Genomic DNA, 21255 nt, shown 5'->3' on the forward strand with positions numbered 1-21255 from the left:
GAGACCCCCGCGGTGCCGGATTGGACCGGGCCGGATGCCTGACGCCACTACGATGGCGCGGTGTTGGTCAAGTGGATACGCTGCGGGGTCGTCGACCGGCCCGGATTCGATCGCGGGCAGCGCCGGTGGGTGGCGCTGCGGCAGCAGCCGGGATTTCTCGGTCAGGGCGGGGGTTGGAGCCGGTCCCAGCCGGGAGTCGCGCACCTGTTCGCCTTCTGGGACGACCGGCGCTCGTACGACGCGTTCATGGCCGGCCCGCACGACGGCGTCGCCGCTCATCAACAGGGCACGTACGAGCTGCTCGCGGTGCGGTTGTTCCAGCACCGGCTCGATGTGAAGGTTGGCTTCAAGCCGCGTTTCACCGACACGGATCTGCTCAGGGTCGCGCTGTGCAAGGTGCGACCGGAGCGCGTCGACCACTTCACGCAGATGCAGGAGCGGGTGTGGAATCCGGCCATGGCCGGCTCGCCCGGGATGCTGCGCGGGTCCTTCGGCCAGGGCGAGACGGACGACTTCCTTGTCCTGTCGATGTGGAACTCGGCCACGGAGCACGGCAAGTACCGGGAGGGGGCGGTGGAGCGGCTGTCGGAGCGTGCGGACCTGGACGGTGACGTGATCTCCGTCGCCGGTGACGTGGTGGATGTGGTGCAGGCCTGGACGGTCTGATCCGCGTTCCCGGTCCGGTCGGGTGGATGGGTTCAGCCGGCGCCGGACAGTGGGCTGCGGCCCCTCGATGCCTGCGCGGGCGCTGGTGGGCGAAGCCGCGACGGTGGCAATAGGCTGGCCGCATGGGACGCCCGCAACGCATCGTGCTCGTCCGGCACGGCGAGTCCCAGGGCAACGAGGACGACACCGTCTACGAACGGGTCCCCGACCACGCCCTGGAGCTGACCGCCGAGGGCAGAAGGCAGGCCGCACGTGCGGGCGCCCGGCTGCGCAAGGTGTTCGGCGGGGAGCGGGTGCAGGCATTCGTCTCCCCGTACCGGCGGACCTGGCACACCTTCGAGGAGTTGGGCCTGGACCCGGGGCTGGTCCAGGCACGCGAGGAGCCCCGCCTGCGGGAGCAGGACTGGGGCAACTGGCAGGACCCGGAGGACATCCAGCGCCAGCGCAAGGCCCGGGACGCGTACGGCCACTTCTTCTACCGTTTCGCGATGGGGGAGAGCGGCGCCGACGTCCATGATCGGGTGGGGGCGTTCCTGGAGACGCTCTACCGTGCCTTCGACAAACCGGACTTCCCGCCGAACGTCCTGCTGGTCACCCACGGCCTGACGATGCGACTGTTCTGTATGCGCTGGTTCCACTGGACGGTCGAGGAGTTCGAGACGCTGTCCAACCCGTCCAACGGCGAGACCCGCATGCTGCTCCTCCAGAGCTCCGGCCGCTATCACCTGGACCGTCCGTTCGAGCGCTGGGGCACTCCCTGCCCGCCCGGCGGCGGCCTGCAGTGACCGCTGTTCCGCCGGGGTGGTGCGATGTGATTCCGGTGGGAGCACACGCGAGCGCGGGCCGGTCCCGCAGCGTGTCCAGCCGCTCTCGCTGACGGGTCACCGCCCGCTCGCTCTGCCGGCTCCGGCCGCTCTGTGGGTGCCGGTGCGTGTTCCTTCCCGGTGCCGGTCAGTACGATGCGTGCGATGAGACCAGAGGTTCCGACACGATGATTCCTGAGCCCGCCCCCGAGCCTGCCTCCGAGCCGGGTCCCGTATCTGCCCGCCTGTCCCGCGCCACGGCCAGCCTGCGCGGGCTGGCGGTGGGCGACGCGCTGGGGTCCCAGTTCTTCGTCCCCGCCAACTACGCCGCCCTCCAGAGCGGCGACCTTCCGCCCGGCCCGTGGGCCTGGACCGACGACACGGAGATGGCCTGCTCCGTCCTCGCCGTGTTGGTGGCGCACGGCCGGATCGACCAGGACGCGCTCGCCCGGTCCTTCGCCGAGCACCACGACTTCGACCGCGGTTACGGGCCGGCCGTGAATCGGATGCTGCGGCTGATCCGGCAGGAGGGTGCCGACTGGCGTGAGCTCGCCGCCGGGCTGTTCAACGGGCAGGGGTCGTGGGGCAACGGGGCGGCGATGCGGATCGCGCCGCTGGGCGCCTGGTACGCGGGCGACCCGGAGCAGGCCACCCACCAGGCCGAGATCTCCGCGTACACCACGCACCAGCACCGGGAAGCCGTGGTCGGGGCGATGGCGGTCGCGGCCGCCGCCGCTCTCGCCGCGGATCCGGCGGGACCCGACGACCCCGACGCGCTCCTGGGCGCGGTGCTGGAGCTGGTGCCACGCAGCGCCGTGCACGCGGGTATCCGCCGCGCTCGCGACATGCTCGACTACGCCGACGTGGCCACCGTCGCCGCGGTGCTCGGCTGCGGCCGCCGCACCAGCGCGCACGACACGGTGCCCTTCGCACTGTGGGCCGCGGCGCGCCACCTCGGCGACTACGAGCGGGCGTTCTGGACCACGGCGCGGGTCGGCGGCGACGTGGACACCAATTGCGCGATCGTCGGGGGCATCATCGCCGCCCGCACCGGCGGGGAGCCGCCCGCCACCTGGACGCGATGGACCGAACCCCTGCCGGAATGGGCCGGATCGGCCTGATCACCCCACGGTCAGCTGCCCGTTGCCGAAGGGTAGGCTGAACACGTCATGCCCTACGTACCGCCAACCCACACCGTCGAGCGTTCGATGCGCGCCACCCTCGGCGTACGCACCGTCGCCGGAGTGGACGAGGTGGGCCGTGGCGCGTGGGCCGGACCTGTCACCGTCTGCGCGGCGGTCACTGGACTGCGCCGCCCGCCCGAGGGCCTGACCGACTCCAAGCTGATCACCCCGAAGCGACGGGCCAAGCTGGCCGCCCTCCTCACCGACTGGGTGACCTCCTACGCGCTGGGCCACGCGTCACCCGAGGAGATCGACAGCCTCGGGATGACCGCGGCGCTGCGGCTGGCCGCGGGGCGTGCCCTGGCGGATCTGCCCGAACGCCCCGACGCGGTCATCCTGGATGGCAAGCACAACTACCTGGGCGGGGCCTGGCGGGTGCGGACGGTGATCAAAGGCGACCAGTCCTGTGTCGCGGTGGCTGCCGCATCGGTGATCGCCAAGGTGCGCCGCGATGCCGCGATGGCCGAACTCGGTGTGGAATACACCCCGTTCGCCTTCGCTGACAACGCCGGATATCCGTCACCCGTTCACCGTGCGGCACTTGAGGAACTGGGTCCGACCGCGCAGCACCGGCTGTCCTGGTCGTATCTGGACGCGATGCCGCGGTGGCAGCACCTCAAGAAGGTGCGGGACGACGCCGACGCAGGGGAACAACTCGGTTTCGATTTCTGATTGGGGACCCACCCCCCGCTGCGCATTCACAGCACGTTTGATAGACATCAACTCATGCCTCTCACCCCCGAGGAGCCTCAGATTCACGAGAGCGTCCCGGGTCCCCGCACTGCTCCGACCGCCGGTCGGAATGCGTCGACCCCCCGTCCAGTTCCCGGCCCGCCGCGGCCCGCGGCACCGCGTCCCGCACCGCCGAGGGACGCCGCAGGCGCCGGCCCCGGCCGTCCCGGGCCCCACCGTCCCGCGGGCAAGGCCGGACCGGTGACCCCGTCCGCGCCGTCCGCCGTCGGCGCCGTGCCGCAGCAGCGGTCCACCGGGACCACGAGCCCCCAGATCCAGGTCATCCCCGTTCCCGAGGCCGGCGCGATCGACGCTGCCGACGAAACGGTTGACCTGCTGCTGGACACCGGCCGTGCACCCGGCGAGATCCTGGTCCTGACCGCCGGCGAGGCGCATCCGTGGGCCGCCCACGAGATGTCCTTCGGCGAGACGTCGTACTGGGCCCAGCACGACGCGGCGGACGACGTCTTCTACGCCGACATCCGGGCCGCGCGCGCCACCGGCCGCCCGGTGGTCGTCGTCGCCCTCAACGGCGGGGACGACGAAGAGATGTCGCGTGCGCTTGCGGGTGCACTGGCCCGCGCCGGTGTGCTGCTGATCGTGTGCGGCGATCCGACGCGGACCAACGGCCTGCTCGGCGCGAGCGCGTGACCGCGCCGACCGCTCGCCGGTGGGAATCGGCCCGCTGACCGCCGATCCCGGCCCCCGACGACCTGTGGTCGGTGGGCCGGCGGCCGGTGTCAGTGTGCGGCTGCCCGGCGTTCCGCCAGCGGTGCCGTCTGCGGCTCGGCGGTGTGCGCCGGCGCATTCGTGTGCTGGGCCACCGAGGTGCGGGCGTTGGGCGTTCGCCCAGCACGGCTCTCACCGATGACGTTCCAGCCGTCGTCGGTGAGGGTCACATACGATCCGCAGCGCAGGCCGTGCAAGGTGCAGGCATCGCGCAGGCCCCACATCCAGGCGCCGTCCTCCGCGGTCCAGTCCGGTCCGCCGTCGCGGCAGACCATGAGCACCGCGGTCCGCACGGGGTGGCGTAGCCGCAGGTCGTGTGGAATCACCCTGCGCAGGTGGGAGAGCAGGGAGTTGCGGCGCTCCCAGCCGTCGAGCACCCCGCTGCGGGCGGTGAAGGAGGCGCTGGCCCTGATCCGTCCGTCCGGGTCGTAGACCGCGACCACGGCGGTCGACGGCGACGGCAGGTGCCTGGCGTGCAGATCCTTGATGACATCGCGCGGGTTGGCCAGCATCGGCACTCCGCTGCCGGCCCACGCCGCCGGCTCGACGCTGCGCGACACCGGAGGGGAAGCGCTGGACGAGGTCTCAGGAACGAACCCGATGGTCACGGTCCTCCCTTCACGGATGCACCCGTAGACCGGGCGCGGGCGCACGCCGGTCAGGGGGCTCGGAGAGCCGATCGGGGAATCCAGCGCCAATTCTTCCCCTCGTACTGCCGTGCGGCAACGGTCAATTGGCACCAACGACCGGTATGGCACCGTCCGCCGGATAGATCCCCTCCGATGCGGCCGGCTAGCCCTGCACCGCCAGGACCAGCGGGAACACCGCGGTCGCCCCGGCCTGGCGGAGCAGCCGGGCCGCGACCGCCATCGTCCACCCGGTGTCCGACAGGTCGTCCACCAGCAGGATCGGGCCCGGATTCGCGCGCAGAGACGCACTTACGGGCGCGGACACCTCGAATGCGCCGTGCAGGGCGCGCACCCGCTGCGCGCTGTTGCTGCGCGGTACCGCGCCCGGATCCGCGTCCTGGGTGTGGGCGACCTCCCCCAGCAGCGGCATCCGGCCGATCTCGGCGATCTTGGTCGCCAGCGACTCCACGAGGCGGCGGTGGCGGCGCGAGGCGATGCCGACCACGCCGACCGGGCGTTGAGCCGCCCCCGGCTCGCCGCTCGCCCAGCCTCCCGGGCCCTTGGCCCAGTCCGCGAGCACCTGGACCACGGCATCCACCGCCTCATCGGGAACCGGGCGGTCCTCCGCGTCCGCGGCGAACAGCGGGCGCAGCCGGTTGCCCCATCCGATGTCGGACAGCCGGCCCAGCGCGCGGCCGGTCGCGGCCTGCTCGCCGGCCGGGACCCGCCCCTTGAGGGGTACGCCCGCCGCCTCCATACCCGTGGGCCACATCTTGCGGGGTTCGAGTTCGATGCCGGGACGTCCCAGAGCGGCACGCGCGGCTTCGAGGGCGGCGGCCGACACCTCCACCGGGAAGCGTGCGCCGGCGCAGTTGTCGCACCGGCCGCAGGGGGCGGCCTGCTCGTCGTCGAGCTGGCGGCGCAGGAACTCCATCCGGCAGTCCGTCGTCGTGGCGTACTCGCGCATCGCCTGCTGCTCCGCCTCGCGTTGGCGAGCCACCCACGCGTAGCGCTCCGTGTCATAGACCCACGGCCGACCGGTGGAGGTCCAGCCGCCGCGCACTCGCAGCACTGCCCCGTCCACGTCGAGGACCTTCAGCATGGTCTCCAGCCGTGAGCGGCGCAGGTCGACTCGCGCTTCCAGCGCGGGCACGGACAGCGGCCGGTCGGCCGCCGCCAGCACGTCGAGCGTGCGACGGACCTGGTCCTCGGGCGGGAAGGCCAGGGAGGCGAAGTACCGCCAGATCGCGGCGTCCTCCGGACCGGGGAGGAGCAGCACCTCGGCATGGTCGACGCCGCGGCCGGCCCTGCCGACCTGCTGGTAGTAAGCGATGGGGGAGGAGGGCGATCCGACGTGCACCACGAAGCCGAGGTCGGGTTTGTCGAAGCCCATGCCCAGGGCGGAGGTGGCGACCAGCGCCTTGACGCGGTTGGCCAGCAGATCCGCCTCGGCGGCCTGCCGGTCGGCGTTCTCGGTTCGGCCCGAGTACGAGGCCACCTCGTAGCCGCGGTGGCGCAGGAAGGCGGTGATCTCCTCGGTGGCGGCCACCGTCATCGCGTAGATGATCCCGGAGCCCGGCAGGGTGTCGAGGTGGTCGGCCAGCCACGCCAGCCGGTGGGCCGCGTCCGGCAGGCGCAGGACGCCGAGCGAGAGGCTCTCGCGCTCCAGCGAACCGCGCAGCACGAGGGCGCCCTCCTCCGCACCCGCGGCCGTGCCGGTACCGAGCTGCTCGGCGATGTCCGAGGTGACACGGGCGTTGGCGGTGGCGGTGGTGGCCAGCACCGGCACGCCGGGCCGCAGGTCGGCGAGCATGGTGCGCAGCCGCCGGTAGTCCGGGCGGAAGTCGTGTCCCCAGTCGGAGATGCAGTGCGCCTCGTCGACGACGAGCAGGCCGGTGGTCGCCGCCAGCTTCGGCAGCACCTGGTCCCGGAAATCGGGGTTGTTCAGCCGCTCGGGGCTGACCAGCAGGACGTCGACCTCGCCGGTGGCGATTTCGGCCTCGATCGCGCTCCACTCCTCGCTGTTCGACGAGTTGATGGTGCGGGCGTTGATCCCCGCGCGCGCGGCCGCCTCCACCTGGTTGCGCATGAGCGCGAGCAGTGGAGAGACGATCACCGTCGGCCCGCTGCCCCGCTCGCGCAGAAGCGCGGTGGCCACGAAGTAGACCGCGGACTTGCCCCATCCCGTCCGCTGGACCACCAACGCTCTGCGGCCGTGCGCGACGAGCGCCTCCACGGCCCGCCACTGGTCCTCGCGCAGGCGCGCGGATCCGGGCTCGGCGTCGAGGAGTCGGCTCAGTACGGTGTCGGCCGCGCTGCGCAGCGCGGTGGTCGTCTCGGTCATGCCTCTATGCAACCCGACCGGACCGACACTTCGCCAACCACCGGCCGTCGACCTGTGGAAAACCTGCCCGCACAGGTTTTCCACAGCCGAGCGGGTGATCCTCCGCGGGCCGACCGCGCCGTGCGTCATCGTCGAGACATGACACAGAGCGACGAGATCCGGCACGGACAGTCATCGGACGGACCGATGGACGTCAAAGTCACGCTGCGCGGCCCCGCGGAACTCGCGGACGCGTTGCCCTACCTGCTCGGCTTCCACCCGACGGACAGCCTGGTCCTCGTGGCGCTCCACGGGGAGCACGGCCGCTTCGGCGGCAGACTGCGGGTGAGCCTGCCGGAGAATCCAGTCGACTGGCCCGGCAGCGCCGACCGGCTCGCGGAGTGCCTGGTGAGAAACAGTGCCCGCCGCAGTGGACACCCGGACGCGGTCGTGGTCTTCCTCTGCCAGGACCCGTCCGAAGGCGAGCGCCCCTCGGAGGTGATGGAGCGACTGCGACCGCTCGCGCAGCGGTTGAGGGTCGCCTGCGGAGAGTTGGAGGTGCCGGTGGTCGAGGCGCTGTGCGTGTCGGCCGGGCGCTGGTGGTCCTACTGCCGGCCGGACCGCGTGCCCGCACCTGCCGAGGGCACCGCGCTTCCCCTGCCGGGAAGCAGCGCGATGGCTGCCACGGCCGCGTATGCGGGCCTGCCGGTTCCCTGCTCTCTGCGGGACGTCGAGGGTCGGCTCAGCCCGCCACGGGCTCGCGACTCCCGCCAGGAGAACGCCTTGGATGCGGCCTGCGCCGAACTGCTGCCGCGGTTGCTGACCGACAGCCGCGTGGAGGAGATGCGCCGCCGCACCCTCGGCCTGGCGCGCGTCGCGCTGGAGAGGTTCCGGGCCGCGCCACGGCTGGAGGACCCGGCCCGCGCCGACCGGCAGGACGACGCGCTGCTGGCGGACGACGAAGCGGCCACCATGATTCTGGGCCTCCAGGACAAGGCGGCGCGCGACCGGGCGGCTGAATGGGCGGACCCCGGCCAGGCCGACGCGGCGGTGCGGTTGTGGCGTGCCCTGGCCCGCCGCTGCTCCGGGCCGTACCAGGAGCACGCCGTCGCGCCCCTCACCCTCGCCGGCTGGGTCGCGTGGTCGACCGGGGACGAGAGCGAGGCCCGCATTGCCCTGGGGATGGCGCTCCACCTCGATCCGCACTACACCTTCGCCCGGCTGCTGCACACATCCGTCAACGAGGGCCTTGACCCCGAGTTGGTGCGGTGCAGCCTGCGCAAGGAGAGGCGCAAACGGGTGCTCGGCACGGCGGCCGCTCGCCGAGGGCCGACGGGGCCGGCCGGAAGGGGCCCGGCCCATCGTTCACCCGGTGACCGACGTGCGCGGAGCCGACGATGAGCCAGCTGTGCGACCTGCGTCCCGCATCTGCCGTCGCGGGGGCGGTGGAGTCGGCGGCGGAGCGAGGTCCGCTGGTGAGCAGCGAAGGGCATCGGAGGGCCGTCCGGGAGCCGAGCGTAGGTGAGCGCGGTGTGAAGCATGCGGTGAAGGGTGCGCCCGCCGGAGGGAGTACGGGCGGGTGCGCCGGACGGGTCCAGCGCCCTGCTCGACCTGGATGCCCAGGTGATCCGGGACGTGGCGGGTGCGCGCCGAGCGGCGAGCCCGACGATGGCCGGGAATCACCGCGACCTGATCGTCAAGAGCGTCGATCCGGCTGTTTATCGTCAGGCAGACGACTAAGATCGCGTCATGTCGCCCTACGACCCGTCGGCCTTTCCGCCCTTTGCCGTCACCGTCGACCTGGTGGTGCTCACGGTGCGACATCACGCGCTGTGCGCGCTCTCGGTCCGCAGGGGCGAGCCCCCCTTCCAGGGTCGATGGGCACTGCCGGGCGGCTTCGTGCGCGACGACGAGGACCTGTCGCAGGCGGCGGCGCGCGAGCTGGCCGAGGAGACGGGTCTGCGGGCGCAGAACGGCGCCCATCTGGAACAACTCGCCACCTACGGAGATCCGCAGCGCGACCCGCGGATGAGGGTGGTCAGCGTGGCGCACCTCGTACTGGCTCCGGACCTGCCGGCGCCGCGAGCCGGTGGCGACGCCCGCAGTGCCCGCTGGGCGCCGGTCGGCACGCTCCTGGCGGAGAACGGGCAGGACCACGCGGGGGATGCGACCGGGCTCGCCTTCGACCATGGCCGCATCCTGGCCGACGGAGTGGAGCGGGCGCGTTCGAAGATCGAGTACTCGTCTCTGGCCACGGCCTTCTGTCCGCCCGAGTTCACCGTCGGCGAGCTGCGGCGGGTCTACGAGGCGGTGTGGGGAGTGGCGCTCGACCCGCGCAACTTCCACCGCAAGGTGACCGGGACGGTCGGGTTCCTCGTACCGACCGGGGGCACGACGACCCGTCAGGGCGGCCGTCCTGCACAGCTGTTCAGGGCCGGGGGCGCGGCGCTCCTCAATCCGCCAATGCTCCGACCAGAAGTGTAATTTCAAGGCTTTTGTCCGTTTTATTAGGTATTCCAGCGCTATGGTGCTGGAGTGATCCAGGCCATCGGACTGACCAGCTTCTCCCGCCGCAAAACCCCGCCCGCCGTCGCCGACCTGACCTTCGAGGTGCGGGAGGGCGAGGTGACCGGTCTGCTCGGGCCGACCGGCTCGGGAAAGTCCACGGCGCTCCGCCTCCTGCTGGGAGTGCAGGCCGGCCGTGGCGCCACCCTGGTCGACGGTCGCCCCCTGCACGAACTGGCCCGCCCCGCCCACGACATCGGATCCCTGCTGGGGGACGTCCCCGGGCACCCCCGGCGTAGCGCCCGCGGTCACCTGCGCATGCTCTGCGCCGCCTACGGGCTGCCGCTGTCGCGGGCCGACGAGATCCTCGACGTGGTCGGCCTGGACGCGGTGGCGGAAGAGCGGCTGGAGACGCACTCGCTCGGCATGGACCGCCGGCTGGGCTTCGCCGTCGCGCTGCTCTCCCGCCCGCGCGCCCTGATCCTGGACGACCCTGCCCGCGGGCTCCTGCCGCGGGAGGCCGCCTGGGTCCACGAACTGGTGCGCCGGCACGCGGCGGAGGGCGGAGCCGTCCTGCTCACCGGCAGGGACGCGGGCGCTCTGGCGCGGACGTCGGACCGCGTCATCGCGCTGGACGGGGGACGGCTCGTCGCGGACGAGACCGCCGATCAGTTCGCGCGCAGCCGGCTGCGGCCCTACGTGGCGGTGCGGTCGCCCTACGCCCAGCGGCTGGCCGAACTGCTCAGCGGTGAGGGGGCCGAGGTGGTCGCCGCGAGCGGCAGCCGCATCGCCGTCTACGGCACGACGTCCGCGGTGGTCGGGGAGACCGCCTACCGGCACGGCATCCTGCTGCACGAACTGGCCGACACCACCGGTGACCGGCTGGAGCGGCCGCCCGCCCAGGCGGACCCGGAGGAGCGGGCAGTGCGGAGGCGGCGGTTCGCGACCCGGCGGGTGCGTCGCATCGGGCGCCGCCCGGGCCCGGTCCGCGCGATCGGGTACGAGGTCCGGCGGGCCTTCGGGGTGCGCACCCCCTGGCCGACCGTGTTCACCGCGCTGGCGTGCTCGGTGCTGGCGACCGTCTGGATCGCGCGTACCGGTTCGGCGAACTCCTCGCCCCTGCGGATGCTGTCCGGCTGGGCGCCCGAACTGCCGATCCCCGCGTCGGCGATCGGCGCCGGGCTGCTCGGCGCGCTCAGCTACGGGCAGGAGTTCCGCTTCCCGGCGCTGGCACCCGGACACGGTCCCGAGCCGCGCAGCTCCCGCCTGCTCCGCGCCAAGCTCCTGGTCGGCGCGCTGACCGCACTGGCCCTCGCGTTCATGGCCTCCGCCGCCGACGTGGCCGTGCTCCGGCTGATCGCCCCCGCCCGCGTCCCGGATCCGCTGGACCACCCGGCGGCGCTGGCCGGTTGCGCCGCCCTCACGGTCGGATGCTGCTGGGCCGGAGTCCTGGCGGCAGCGGTGTTCCGTACGACGGCGCTCGGGCTGTCCGCGGTCCTGGCGGTGCCGCTGCTCGCCGTACCGGGCGTACGCGCCCTGCTCGGTGGGCGGCAGGCCAAAGAACTCGGCGACGCCGGAGGAGCGTTGTGGTCGGTGGTGACCGGGGTGTCACAGGACGGCGGCGGGGGAGCGGGCAGGGTGCTGCGCTTCGTCGGTCAACCGTTCTTCCTGGGACTGGCGTTGTCGCTCACGGTGCTGGTCGGCGCTTTCGCGGTAAGCGCGTTGCGCGGCCGGCGCCAGGAGCGGAGGTCAACTGCCGTCCCCACTGCCGGAAGCGCGACGCTCACAGGCAAGAAGGGATGAATCCTCCAGAAAAAACGTCAATGATCAGGTGATGAGTGCTCACCCTTTCGTGTGCTTTTCAGCAAAGCCCTCAAGGCCCGGTTCGGCATCGCCGACAAAGGATGCGTGAGTACCCTTGCGCATTCCATGATGACCGCGGCCCGTTCCGCCGACTCCGGCATCGCCGGTTCGGGCGAGCTTGATCGCTATCCGTACACCGAGGGCCCTGGCGCGGAGCGCCCCGGGCTCGCCGCCTGGGAAGGCGTGGAACCCGACATGGGCCGGGTCGGCCGCCGCGCCGGAGGCAGCCGCGGCCGTGGTCTGCACGGCCAACTCGTCCAGCAGCTGGGTCAGATGATCGTCTCGGGCGACCTGGGTGCGGACCGCCCGCTGGTCCCCGAGGAGATTGGTCAGCGCTTCGAGGTCTCCCGCACCGTGGTGCGCGAGTCCCTGCGCGTGCTGGAGGCCAAGGGCCTGGTCAGCGCTCGTCCCAATGTCGGCACCCGGGTCCGCCCGGTCAGCGACTGGAACCTGCTGGACCCCGACATCATCGAGTGGCGTGCCTTCGGCCCCCAGCGCGAGGACCAGCGGCGCGAACTGCTCGAACTGCGCACGACCATCGAGCCCGTCGCCGCCCGCCTGGCAGCCGGCCACGGCCGTGAGGACGTCCAGCAGCGGCTCGCCGACATGGCCGAGATCATGGCCCACGCCAGCGCCCAGGGCGACACGCTCACCTTCACCCGCGCCGACGTCGAGTTCCACAGCCTCGTGCTCCAGGTCGCGGGCAACCGGATGCTGGAGCACCTGTCCGGCATCGTCTCGGCCGCTCTGCACGTCTCCGGCGGTCTGGCCACCGGGTGCGAGCGTCCGGGGGACACCTCGGTCGGCCTCCACCACCGGATCGTCGAGGCGCTGGCCGAGGGCGACGGCGGCACCGCCGAGGCGGCGATGCGCCAGTTGCTGGCCGCCCCCGCCGAGCCGGCCTCCGTGCCCCCCGCCGACCACGTCGTCCCGGCACCCCGCGAGAAGAACTGATCCCCCGCGAGCCGCCGCGGACTCCGATCCAGGGGTCAGCGGCGGCCCCATGTGTGCGAGATGTCCCGCTCTGGTATGTATCAGTACGTTATGGGGTGTGACTCGGGCCACGTAAGCTTGGCGTAACGCTTGGCGAGGCAGTGCGATGACTTAAGAGGTGGCCGCCGCACACGCAATGTTCAACAGAATATTCGGCGTCGTCTCTGACGCTGAGTCGCTGTGCGGTACCACCCAGTCGTTCCCATCGTTCCGAGAGGTTGTTCGTGTCGGCCAGCACATCCCGTACGCTCCCGTCCGAGATCGCCGAATCCGAGTCTCTGATGGCGCTCATCGAGCAGGGTAAGGCCCAGGGCCAGATCGCCGGCGACGATGTGCGTCGGGCGTTCGAAGCGGACCAGATTCCGGCAACCCAGTGGAAGAACGTTCTGCGCAGCCTCAACCAGGTCCTCGACGAGGAGGGTGTGACGCTGATGGTGACCGCCGCAGAGGCGCCCAAGCGCACCCGTAAGAGCGTCGCAGCCAAGAGCCCGGCGAAACGTACTGCCACCAAAACGGTCGCCACCAAGGCGGCGGCCCCAGCCAAGAAGACCGTAGCGCCCAAGGTCGACGCCCCGGAGGCGGCGACCGAGGCCGAGACCACGGTGGAGCAATCGGTGGAGGCGGAAACCCCAGCCAAGAAGGCGCCCGCGAAGAAGACCGCCGCCAAGAAGGCGGTTGCCAAGAAGGCCCCGGCGAAGAAGGTGGCGGCGAAGAAGACCGCCGCGCCCGGGGACGAGGCTGCCGCCGAGACGGACGAGCCGGTCGAGGACGGCGCGCCGGGCAAGGGCGGCGAGGACGAGGCCGAGAAGCCGGAGTCCGAGAGCTTCGTGCTCTCCGACGACGACGAGGACGACGCGCCTGCCCAGCAGGTCGCCGTCGCCGGTGCCACGGCCGACCCGGTCAAGGACTACCTGAAGCAGATCGGCAAGGTCCCGCTGCTCAACGCGGAGCAGGAGGTCGAGCTCGCCAAGCGGATCGAGGCCGGCCTGTTCGCCGAGGACAAGCTGGCGGCGGCGGACAAGCTCGCGCCGAAGCTCAAGCGCGAACTGGAGATCATCGCCGAGGACGGCCGGTGGGCGAAGAACCACCTGCTGGAGGCGAACCTCCGCCTCGTGGTCTCGCTGGCCAAGCGGTACACCGGTCGGGGCATGCTCTTCCTCGACCTGATCCAGGAGGGCAACCTGGGCCTGATCCGTGCGGTCGAGAAGTTCGACTACACCAAGGGCTTCAAGTTCTCCACCTATGCCACCTGGTGGATCCGCCAGGCGATCACCCGCGCCATGGCCGACCAGGCCCGCACCATCCGTATCCCGGTGCACATGGTCGAGGTCATCAACAAGCTGGCCCGCGTCCAGCGCCAGATGCTCCAGGACCTGGGCCGCGAGCCCACTCCGGAGGAACTGGCCAAGGAACTCGACATGACCCCCGAGAAGGTCATCGAGGTCCAGAAGTACGGCCGTGAGCCCATCTCGCTGCACACCCCGCTCGGCGAGGACGGCGACAGCGAGTTCGGTGACCTGATCGAGGACTCCGAAGCGGTCGTGCCCGCCGACGCGGTGAGCTTCACGCTCCTCCAGGAACAGCTCCACTCGGTGCTGGACACCCTGTCCGAGCGCGAGGCCGGCGTGGTCTCCATGCGCTTCGGCCTCACGGACGGGCAGCCCAAGACGCTGGACGAGATCGGCAAGGTCTACGGAGTGACGCGTGAGCGCATCCGCCAGATCGAGTCGAAGACGATGTCCAAGCTGCGCCACCCGTCGCGCTCGCAGGTGCTGCGCGACTACCTCGACTGACAGCTCGTCGCTCGAGCGTCGAAGGGGCCACGCGGGGAGACCCGCGTGGCCTCTTTCGGTCCGATTTCAGTCCGGCGTCTTTGCGGATGCGGCCCCCTGACCTGTCGATGACTCTGGGTATCCCGAGTGATTCACAGGGTCAGGAGGCCCCCGCATGCGTTTCAGCGTCCGTACCGTCATCGCGGCCATAGTCGCGCTGCTGCCGGCTCTGGTGGTGCCTCTGGCGCTGCCCGCCACTCCGGCAGCGGCCCACGAGGTCGTCGTGGGCGGTACCCCGACCACGACCCAGCAGGAGCCCTGGGTGGTGGCGCTGTCCAGCCGCTCCCGCTTCGGCTCCGACCGTTCGGGCCAGTTCTGCGGTGGAGTGGCCGTAGGGGCTCGAACGGTGGTCACCGCCGCACACTGCTTCGGCAAGGAAGCGCTCGGTGTGGACGACTGGCAGCAGCTGCCGGATCTCCGGGTCATCGCGGACCGCACCGATCTGACCAGTGCCAGCGGTGAGGAGATCCAGTTGTCCAAGGTCTGGGTGAACCCGGACTTCGACCAGACCACCAACGCCAACGACGTTGCGGTGATCACGCTCGCGCAGCCGCTGCCGAGCGGTGCGGCCATTCCGATGGCGGAACCGTCCGACGCGGATTCCTACCGCGCCGGCACCGTGGCGGAGGTCTACGGCTGGGGGGACACGACCGGCAACGGGGGGTACGCGACCGGATTGCGCACCGCAGGCGTCACCGTCCTCGCGGACTCAGCCTGTGAGAAGGCATATCCGGGCGGTAGCGTCGGTACGTACGCCCCGGCGTCGATGATGTGCGCCGGGGTGAACGGCGGCGGCCGGGACGCCTGCCAGGGCGACAGCGGTGGGCCGCTGGTCGTCGCCGGCAAGCTGGTCGGCCTTGTCTCGTGGGGGAACGGGTGCGCTCTCGCGGACTTCCCGGGCGTCTACACCCGGGTCTCCGCGATGGAGGCACTGATCGCGCAGCACATGTGAGCGGCGCCCCGAGGGGCCCGGCTCATGGCTGCGCGTGTCGTGGCTGAACGGGAAAACCCGCGGGCGGACACCCCCTCAAGGGGTCCGTCCGCCCGCGGCTCCGAACTCGTCGCTGGTGTGAAGGCTCAGCGCTCGTCGTCTCCCGTCGACGCCGGGGTCTCGTTCAGCCGGCCGGTCTCGTCCTGTATCTCGGCTGCGATCTTCTTCAGTTCGGGCTCGAACTTGCGGCCATGGTGCGCGCAGAAGAGCAGCTCTCCGCCACTGATGAGCACGACACGCAGGTAGGCCTGAGCGCCGCAACGGTCGCAGCGGTCGCCCGCTGTCAGCGGACTCGCGGGGGTCAGAACAGTAGTCACGTCGCCTCTTCTCTAGCTCGACGAGCAGTCGTACCAGGGTCAACATCCAACCAGGCCGAAAACGTTCCCGCAGACGGCTTTTTCTCGGAACCGTCTTCGATATGACCGGGTGTGACCGATTGGCGGCGAATAGGAGTCAATTGCGCCGGATGTCGGGTGTGGAGCTGTTGTCCGGCTCGCCCCCCGGTTGGCGACCGGGTTGTTGGAGAGGACGTGCCCGGAGCCTAAATGGTTCATGCCTCTTTGGGAACGTGACATGTGTATCACTCGCGCGGGTTATCGAACGCCTGCTCGACAAGGATTAGGATGGGCTGTCCGGATGCCGGGTCGCAGCACTGTCCGCCTGCCCCGCATCGGTACCCTCTCACCGATACGGCTGAATATCTTGACCGAGGAGCTGCCCGCGTGACCGCCGAAACAACCGTGCCGCCCTCCGCGCTACTGACCGGTGCAGATCGCGACGGTTCCAACTACACAGCGCGGCATCTCCTTGTCCTCGAAGGTCTCGAGGCCGTCCGCAAGCGACCCGGTATGTACATCGGGTCGACCGACAGTCGCGGCCTGATGCACTGCATCTGGGAGATCATCGACAACTCCGTCGACGAGGCGCTGGCCGGTCACGGCGACCGCATCGAGGTCGTGCTGCGCTCCGACTCATCCATCGAGGTGCGCGACAACGGCCGCGGCATCCCGGTCGACGTCGAGCCGAAGACCGGACTGTCCGGCGTCGAGGTCGTCATGACCAAGCTGCACGCCGGCGGCAAGTTCGGCGGCGGGTCCTACGCGGCCTCCGGCGGTCTGCACGGAGTCGGCGCCTCGGTGGTCAACGCGCTGTCCGCGCGCCTGGACGTCGAAGTGGACCGTGGCGGGCACACCCACAGCATCAGCTTCCGCCGGGGCGTGCCCGGCGTCTTCGCCGAGTCCGGCCCGGACGCCGCCTTCGAGCCGGCCAGTGGCGTGAACCGCACCAAGAAGGTCCCGCGCACGCGCACCGGCACCCGGGTGCGTTACTGGGCGGATCGGCAGATCTTCCTCAAGGACGCCAGGCTCTCGCTGGACACCCTCCACCAACGGGCCCGCCAGACCGCCTTCCTGGTCCCCGGGCTGACCATCGTGGTGCGCGACGAGCGTGGGGTGGAGGAGGGCCGGCCGGTCGAGGAGGTCTTCCACTACGACGGCGGGATCAGCGAGTTCTGCGAGTACCTCGCCCCCGACAAGCCGATCTGCGACGTGCAGCGGCTGTCCGGCAGTGGCACCTTCAAGGAGACCGTCCCCGTACTCGACGACCGCGGCCACATGACGCCCACCGAGGTCACCCGCGAACTCGGCGTCGACATCGCGCTGCGCTGGGGCACCGGATACGACAGCAACCTCAAGTCGTTCGTCAACATCATCGCGACGCCCAAGGGCGGTACCCACGTCACCGGGTTCGAGCGCTCGGTGGCCAAGACGGTCAACGAGGTGCTGCGCGCCACGAAGCTGCTGCGCGTCGCCGAGGACGACGTCGTCAAGGACGACGCCATGGAGGGCCTGACGGCGGTGGTCACCGTCCGGCTGGCCGAGCCGCAGTTCGAGGGGCAGACCAAGGAGGTGCTGGGCACCTCGGCGGCAAACCGCATCGTGGCCGCCGTGGTGGCCAAGGAGCTCAAGGACTTCCTCACCTCCACCCGGCGCGACACCAAGGCCCAGGCAAGGGCGGTGCTGGAGAAGACCGTTGCCGCGGCCAGGACCCGGATCGCGGCCCGGCAGCACAAGGAGGCGCAGCGCAGGAAGACCGCGCTGGAGACCTCCTCGCTGCCCGCCAAGCTCGCCGACTGCCGCAGCGACAACGTCGAACGCAGCGAACTGTTCATCGTCGAGGGCGACTCGGCGCTCGGCACCGCCAAGCTGGCGCGCAACTCGGAGTTCCAGGCACTCCTGCCGATCCGCGGCAAGATCCTCAACGTGCAGAAGTCCTCCGTCTCGGACATGCTCAAGAACGCCGAGTGCGGCGCGATCATCCAGGTCATAGGAGCCGGCTCCGGGCGCACCTTCGACATCGACCAGGCGCGCTACGGCAAGGTGATCTTCCTGGCCGACGCCGACGTCGACGGCGCCCACATCCGCTGCCTGCTGCTGACCCTCTTCCAGCGCTACATGCGGGCCATGGTCGAGGAGGGGCGGGTCTTCTCGGCGGTGCCCCCGCTGCACCGGATCGAGCTTGTCCAGCCCAAGAAGGGCCAGGACAAGTACCTGTACACCTACTCCGACGCCGAGCTGCGGCAGACGCTGCTGGACCTCAAGCGGCGCAACGTCCGCTACAAGGACAGCATCCAGCGCTACAAGGGCCTCGGCGAGATGGACGCCAACCAGCTCGCGGAGACCACGATGGACCCGCGCCACCGCACCCTGCGCCGGATCAACATCAGCGACCTCGAAGCCGCGGAGCAGGCGTTCGACCTCCTGATGGGCAACGAGGTGGCGCCGCGCAAGGAGTTCATCTCCAGCTCCGCGTCCACCCTGGACCGTTCGAAGATCGACGTCTGACGCGAGGCGTCGGGTGCGCGGGGCGTGAGGAGACCCGGAGGGGGGCCGGCGTGCTCCCCCAGAGGCGCGCTGACGGGTGGTCAGGGTGGGAGGGCCTCGCCCGCGGGACAGGGACTCTCGCGGGCGCAGGAGGCCGCGATGACGCGGACGAGCCGCCGGCCGGAGCGCGGGCGGCGGCTCGCCGGGTTTGCCCATGGGGGCTCCACGGCCCGGGGCGGGCGGGTTCGGGCCTGCTTGTTGCAGGGGTTGAGCTTCCCGCTCACCTTGACGATGTTCGGCGCGTAGATCCAGCCGCCCACGCCGGTGGAGACGTTCTCGCCGTGGATCCACTCGCGTCCCGCGGTGTTGCCGTGCCAGCAGTACCCGACCGACCTGCGCACCGCGAACCCTGCCCGACGCAGGATCGACCGCCGCCAACTCCGGATCCAGGCAGGGCTGTCGGGCGCCGTGGCCGGGATCGGACCGGGTTGACTCCACGGCGCAGTCGAGGCAGCGGTCGGCTGCCCCTCCGGCTGGTTCTGTCGGCGGAAGTGGGTGAGCCTGCCGAACGAGGCGACCCTGGCGGGCGGCGACTCCACCAGGGAGGACAGCCAGTCCGTGTCGTGGCAGCACTTGACCATCAGCAGCGCGCTGGAGCGTGTCCTCACGCCGCCAGGTGTCGCGCACGGAGGAGTGGGCGAAGTGAACCGCGCGGGTCGTGAACGGCACTGGCGGGGAGCGGGCTTACCTGGGTCGGGGCGGGGGCTCCACCCGAGGGTGGAGAGACGGTTTCAACCCGGGGCTTGATCCGCTGACCAGTGGATTTCCGTAGATTCGACGACACAAGCCCCTCGTCTCGTCGAGCCTCGGAGGCACCCGCCATGTCCGGTTTGACCAATGCCCTGGTGATCGTCGCGGTCGTCGGCGTGGTGATCGCCCGTCAGCTCAGGCCGCGCGCGGTCGCGGGCGGCCGCTGGTGGCTCATGCCGGTCATCCTGCTGGCGCTGGCGATACGCGAGGGCGGCGGTCTCATCGACAGCCATCACGAGCAGGCCGCCGTGGTGCTGCTCGCCGCCGAGTTGGTGGTCGGCGGCGTGATGGGTGTCGTCTGGGCCACGACCACTCACCTGTGGACCGAGCCCGACGGCCGGGTGATGGCCAAGGGCACCAAGGCCACCATCGCGGTGTGGGTGCTCGGCATAGCGGTTCGCGCGGGGCTGTACGCGATCGCGGCGGCGGTCGGTGTGCGTCAGACCTCGACCTCGGTACTGATCGCGGTCGCCGCGACGCTGCTGATACGCAGCGGCGTGCTCTACTGGCGGGCCCAGAGCCTGGGGCCGTCGTACCGTACGGCTTCATGAGCATCTGGACGACTTGGCCCTCAATTGAGGCGCTGTCCCGTGAGGGCCGGCCGAAGTCCCGGCGGCGCGTCGGGCGCGGTGTCCGGCTGGTGCTGATGGCCGTCGCGGTGTGGGCGATCGCCGCCAAGGGGGACCTGAACCCGTGGGCTTCCCTGGGTGCGTGTCTCGGGGTGCTGGCCGCGTGGGCGGTGCTGTGGGCGTACTTCCGCGTCACTCTGCGCCACCGGTTGTGGCCGGCGCTCGGGCTGATCGCGCTGCTGGTGGCGGGTGGTGCGATCGCGGACGGAGCGGGCGCGCGGCTGGCGGCGGGGCTGCTGTGGTGCGGGTGCGGGGTGCTGTCGTTGGAGCGGCTGCCGCTGGCCGCGGGGTTGCCGACCGCGGCGGTGTCGCTGACCTTGTTCGGGTTGCTCGCGAGCGGTGCGAACTGGTTGGTGGCGACCGTGACCGCGCTCGGTCTGGCTCTCGCGGGCTACACGGTGCGACTGGACGCCGAGGCCCGAGGGAACACCCAGCGGCTGCTGGTCCAGGAGCGGGCCGCGCGGAAGGCGGAGGCACAGACGGCCGCGCTCGCCGAGCGGGCCAGGATCGCCCGGGAGATCCACGACGTGCTCGCGCACAGCCTGTCGGCGCAGACCGTCCACCTGGAGGCCACTCGTCTGCTGGTCGAGCGTGGAGCGGAGCGGGAGGTGGTGCTGGAGCGAGTGGTGGCGGCTCGCCGGATGGCGCGGGAAGGGCTGGCCGAGACGCGGCAGGCGCTGTCCGCGCTGCGCGGCGACCTGGCGCCGGTGGAGGACTTCCTCCGGGAGTTGGTGGCGTCGGAGGGAGCCCGGCTGGAGGTCGAGGGGGACTCGCGGCGGCTGCCGGCGGAGGCGGGGCTCGCGGTGCGGAGGGTCGCGCAGGAGGCGATGACGAACGTGCGCAAGCACGCGCCCGGGGCGGAGGTCGTGCTGCGGCTGGAGTACCGGCCGGAGGAGGTGGAGTTGGAGTTCCGTGATTTCGGCGGCCGATCGCCTGTGGACAACTCTTTGGGGGCGTCCGGGTCGGGCTACGGTCTTCGGGGGATGCGGGAGCGCGCCGAGTTGCTGGGAGGCGCGCTGGACGCCGGACCGGCCGAGGAGGGCTTTGTGGTGCGCTTGCGGGTGCCCGCATGACGCGGGTGGTGGTCGCGGACGACCAGACGGTGGTGCGCGAGGGAATCGTGATGTTGCTGGGATTGCTGCCCGGGCTCGAAGTGGTGGGGGCGGCGGGAGACGGAGAGGAGGCGGTGCGGCTGGTGGCGGAGCGGCATCCGGACGTGGTGCTGATGGATCTGAGGATGCCCCGGTGCGACGGGGTCGAGGCGACCCGGCGGATTCGTGAGCAGTACCCGGGGACGCAGGTGGTGGTGCTGACGACGTATGCGGACGACGACTCGTTGTTCCCCGCGCTGCGGGCCGGCGCTCGCGGATACCTGACGAAGGACGCGGGCGGGGAGGAGATCGCCCGGGCCATCACGGATGTGACGGCGGGCCGTGCGGGGCTGTCTCCGGCAGTGCAGAGCAGGGTGCTGGACGCTCTGACGAAGGGTGGGCGGCCGGTGCCGGGGCCGGTGCGTCGGGAGGGAGAGGAGTTGCCCGACGGGTTGACGATACGGGAGGCGGAGGTGTTGGCACTGGTGGCGGAGGGATTGTCCAACACGGAGATCGCCGGGCGGTTGCACGTGAGCATGGCCACGGTGAAGACGCACATCAACAACCTGTTCGCCAAGACCGGAGTGCGCGATCGGGCCCAGGCGGTGGGATACGCCTACCGCCACGGGATCACCTGATGGTGTGAAGGTTTG

At 71.1% G+C, this 21255-nt stretch carries 19 protein-coding genes; 15 read left to right on the forward strand and 4 right to left on the reverse strand.

Annotated features, from left to right (window positions below; translation table 11 throughout):
* The first annotated feature begins 60 nt into the window (after positions 1–60).
* The 5 genes from C4U44_RS07330 to C4U44_RS07350 all read left to right on the forward strand — a co-directional run bounded on the left by C4U44_RS07330 (position 61) and on the right by C4U44_RS07350 (position 4036).
* Positions 61–666 carry a YdbC family protein gene (locus C4U44_RS07330; RefSeq protein ID WP_103884837.1) on the forward strand — a complete coding sequence of 202 codons (606 nt, stop codon included), beginning with the start codon at positions 61–63 and terminating at the stop codon, positions 664–666.
* Between the two features lie 122 nt (positions 667–788).
* Positions 789–1451 (forward strand): histidine phosphatase family protein, encoded by a 663-nt coding sequence (locus C4U44_RS07335; protein ID WP_103884838.1) that lies wholly within the window; start codon positions 789–791, stop codon positions 1449–1451.
* 206 nt (positions 1452–1657) lie between these two features.
* A complete protein-coding gene (locus C4U44_RS07340; protein WP_103884839.1) occupies positions 1658–2590 on the forward strand; it encodes an ADP-ribosylglycohydrolase family protein in 933 nt (310 codons plus the stop codon).
* 48 nt (positions 2591–2638) lie between these two features.
* Positions 2639–3325 (forward strand): ribonuclease HII, encoded by a 687-nt coding sequence (locus C4U44_RS07345; protein WP_103884840.1) that lies wholly within the window; start codon positions 2639–2641, stop codon positions 3323–3325.
* Between the two features lie 54 nt (positions 3326–3379).
* Positions 3380–4036, forward strand: a complete 657-nt coding sequence (locus C4U44_RS07350) for a hypothetical protein (protein ID WP_103884841.1) — start codon at positions 3380–3382, stop codon at positions 4034–4036.
* Positions 4037–4125: 89 nt separating this feature from the next.
* On the opposite strand, the gene C4U44_RS07355 is transcribed toward C4U44_RS07350, so the two are convergent.
* Both C4U44_RS07355 and C4U44_RS07360 read right to left on the reverse strand, forming a co-directional pair.
* Positions 4126–4722 carry a hypothetical protein gene (locus C4U44_RS07355; RefSeq protein WP_103884842.1) on the reverse strand — a complete coding sequence of 199 codons (597 nt, stop codon included), beginning with the start codon at positions 4720–4722 and terminating at the stop codon, positions 4126–4128.
* A 184-nt stretch (positions 4723–4906) separates the two neighbouring features.
* Positions 4907–7087: a RecQ family ATP-dependent DNA helicase gene (locus C4U44_RS07360; RefSeq protein WP_103884843.1), complete on the reverse strand. Its 2181-nt coding sequence runs from the start codon at positions 7085–7087 to the stop codon at positions 4907–4909.
* A 138-nt stretch (positions 7088–7225) separates the two neighbouring features.
* Here C4U44_RS07360 and C4U44_RS07365 point away from each other — a divergent pair, with 138 nt between their 5' ends.
* The 6 genes from C4U44_RS07365 (at position 7226) to C4U44_RS07390 (ending at position 15211) form a co-directional block, all read left to right on the forward strand.
* A complete protein-coding gene (locus C4U44_RS07365) occupies positions 7226–8467 on the forward strand; it encodes a DUF4192 domain-containing protein (RefSeq protein WP_103884844.1) in 1242 nt (413 codons plus the stop codon).
* A 348-nt stretch (positions 8468–8815) separates the two neighbouring features.
* Positions 8816–9550, forward strand: a complete 735-nt coding sequence (locus tag C4U44_RS07370; protein ID WP_103884845.1) for an NUDIX hydrolase — start codon at positions 8816–8818, stop codon at positions 9548–9550.
* 51 nt (positions 9551–9601) lie between these two features.
* Positions 9602–11374: an ATP-binding cassette domain-containing protein gene (locus C4U44_RS07375; RefSeq protein ID WP_103884846.1), complete on the forward strand. Its 1773-nt coding sequence runs from the start codon at positions 9602–9604 to the stop codon at positions 11372–11374.
* Between the two features lie 51 nt (positions 11375–11425).
* Positions 11426–12388: a FadR/GntR family transcriptional regulator gene (locus tag C4U44_RS07380; RefSeq protein ID WP_322973571.1), complete on the forward strand. Its 963-nt coding sequence runs from the start codon at positions 11426–11428 to the stop codon at positions 12386–12388.
* A gap of 263 nt (positions 12389–12651) precedes the next feature.
* Positions 12652–14220 carry an RNA polymerase sigma factor gene (locus C4U44_RS07385; protein ID WP_103884847.1) on the forward strand — a complete coding sequence of 523 codons (1569 nt, stop codon included), beginning with the start codon at positions 12652–12654 and terminating at the stop codon, positions 14218–14220.
* Between the two features lie 154 nt (positions 14221–14374).
* Positions 14375–15211, forward strand: a complete 837-nt coding sequence (locus C4U44_RS07390) for a S1 family peptidase (protein ID WP_103884848.1) — start codon at positions 14375–14377, stop codon at positions 15209–15211.
* 125 nt (positions 15212–15336) lie between these two features.
* Here C4U44_RS07390 and C4U44_RS07395 read toward each other — a convergent pair whose 3' ends face one another.
* The gene (locus tag C4U44_RS07395; RefSeq protein WP_103884849.1) at positions 15337–15567 is read right to left on the reverse strand and encodes a DUF7455 domain-containing protein; all 231 of its coding nucleotides are present in this window, start codon (positions 15565–15567) and stop codon (positions 15337–15339) included.
* Positions 15568–15972: 405 nt separating this feature from the next.
* Between C4U44_RS07395 and C4U44_RS07400 the strand changes: the two genes are divergently transcribed.
* Positions 15973–18093: a DNA gyrase/topoisomerase IV subunit B gene (locus tag C4U44_RS07400; protein ID WP_103884850.1), complete on the forward strand. Its 2121-nt coding sequence runs from the start codon at positions 15973–15975 to the stop codon at positions 18091–18093.
* 80 nt (positions 18094–18173) lie between these two features.
* Here the strand turns inward: C4U44_RS07400 and C4U44_RS07405 are convergent, their stop codons facing one another.
* Entirely contained in the window at positions 18174–18740 is a 567-nt protein-coding gene (locus C4U44_RS07405) for a hypothetical protein (protein WP_146088217.1), read from the reverse strand.
* A 213-nt stretch (positions 18741–18953) separates the two neighbouring features.
* Between C4U44_RS07405 and C4U44_RS07410 the strand changes: the two genes are divergently transcribed.
* From C4U44_RS07410 to C4U44_RS07420, 3 genes are read left to right on the forward strand one after another with little or no spacing between them, the layout of a single operon-like run.
* Positions 18954–19433 (forward strand): CcdC protein domain-containing protein, encoded by a 480-nt coding sequence (locus C4U44_RS07410; protein WP_103884852.1) that lies wholly within the window; start codon positions 18954–18956, stop codon positions 19431–19433.
* A complete protein-coding gene (locus C4U44_RS07415) occupies positions 19430–20584 on the forward strand; it encodes a sensor histidine kinase (RefSeq protein ID WP_103884853.1) in 1155 nt (384 codons plus the stop codon). Before C4U44_RS07410 ends, C4U44_RS07415 begins: the two co-directional genes overlap by 4 nt.
* Complete coding sequence (locus C4U44_RS07420) at positions 20581–21240, forward strand: response regulator transcription factor (protein ID WP_103884854.1); 660 nt, start codon at positions 20581–20583, stop codon at positions 21238–21240. The genes C4U44_RS07415 and C4U44_RS07420 overlap by 4 nt, the downstream gene beginning before the upstream one ends.
* Positions 21241–21255: the final 15 nt, after the last annotated feature.

Source organism: Actinacidiphila yanglinensis, from assembly GCF_900107965.1.
GTDB lineage: Bacteria > Actinomycetota > Actinomycetes > Streptomycetales > Streptomycetaceae > Actinacidiphila > Actinacidiphila yanglinensis.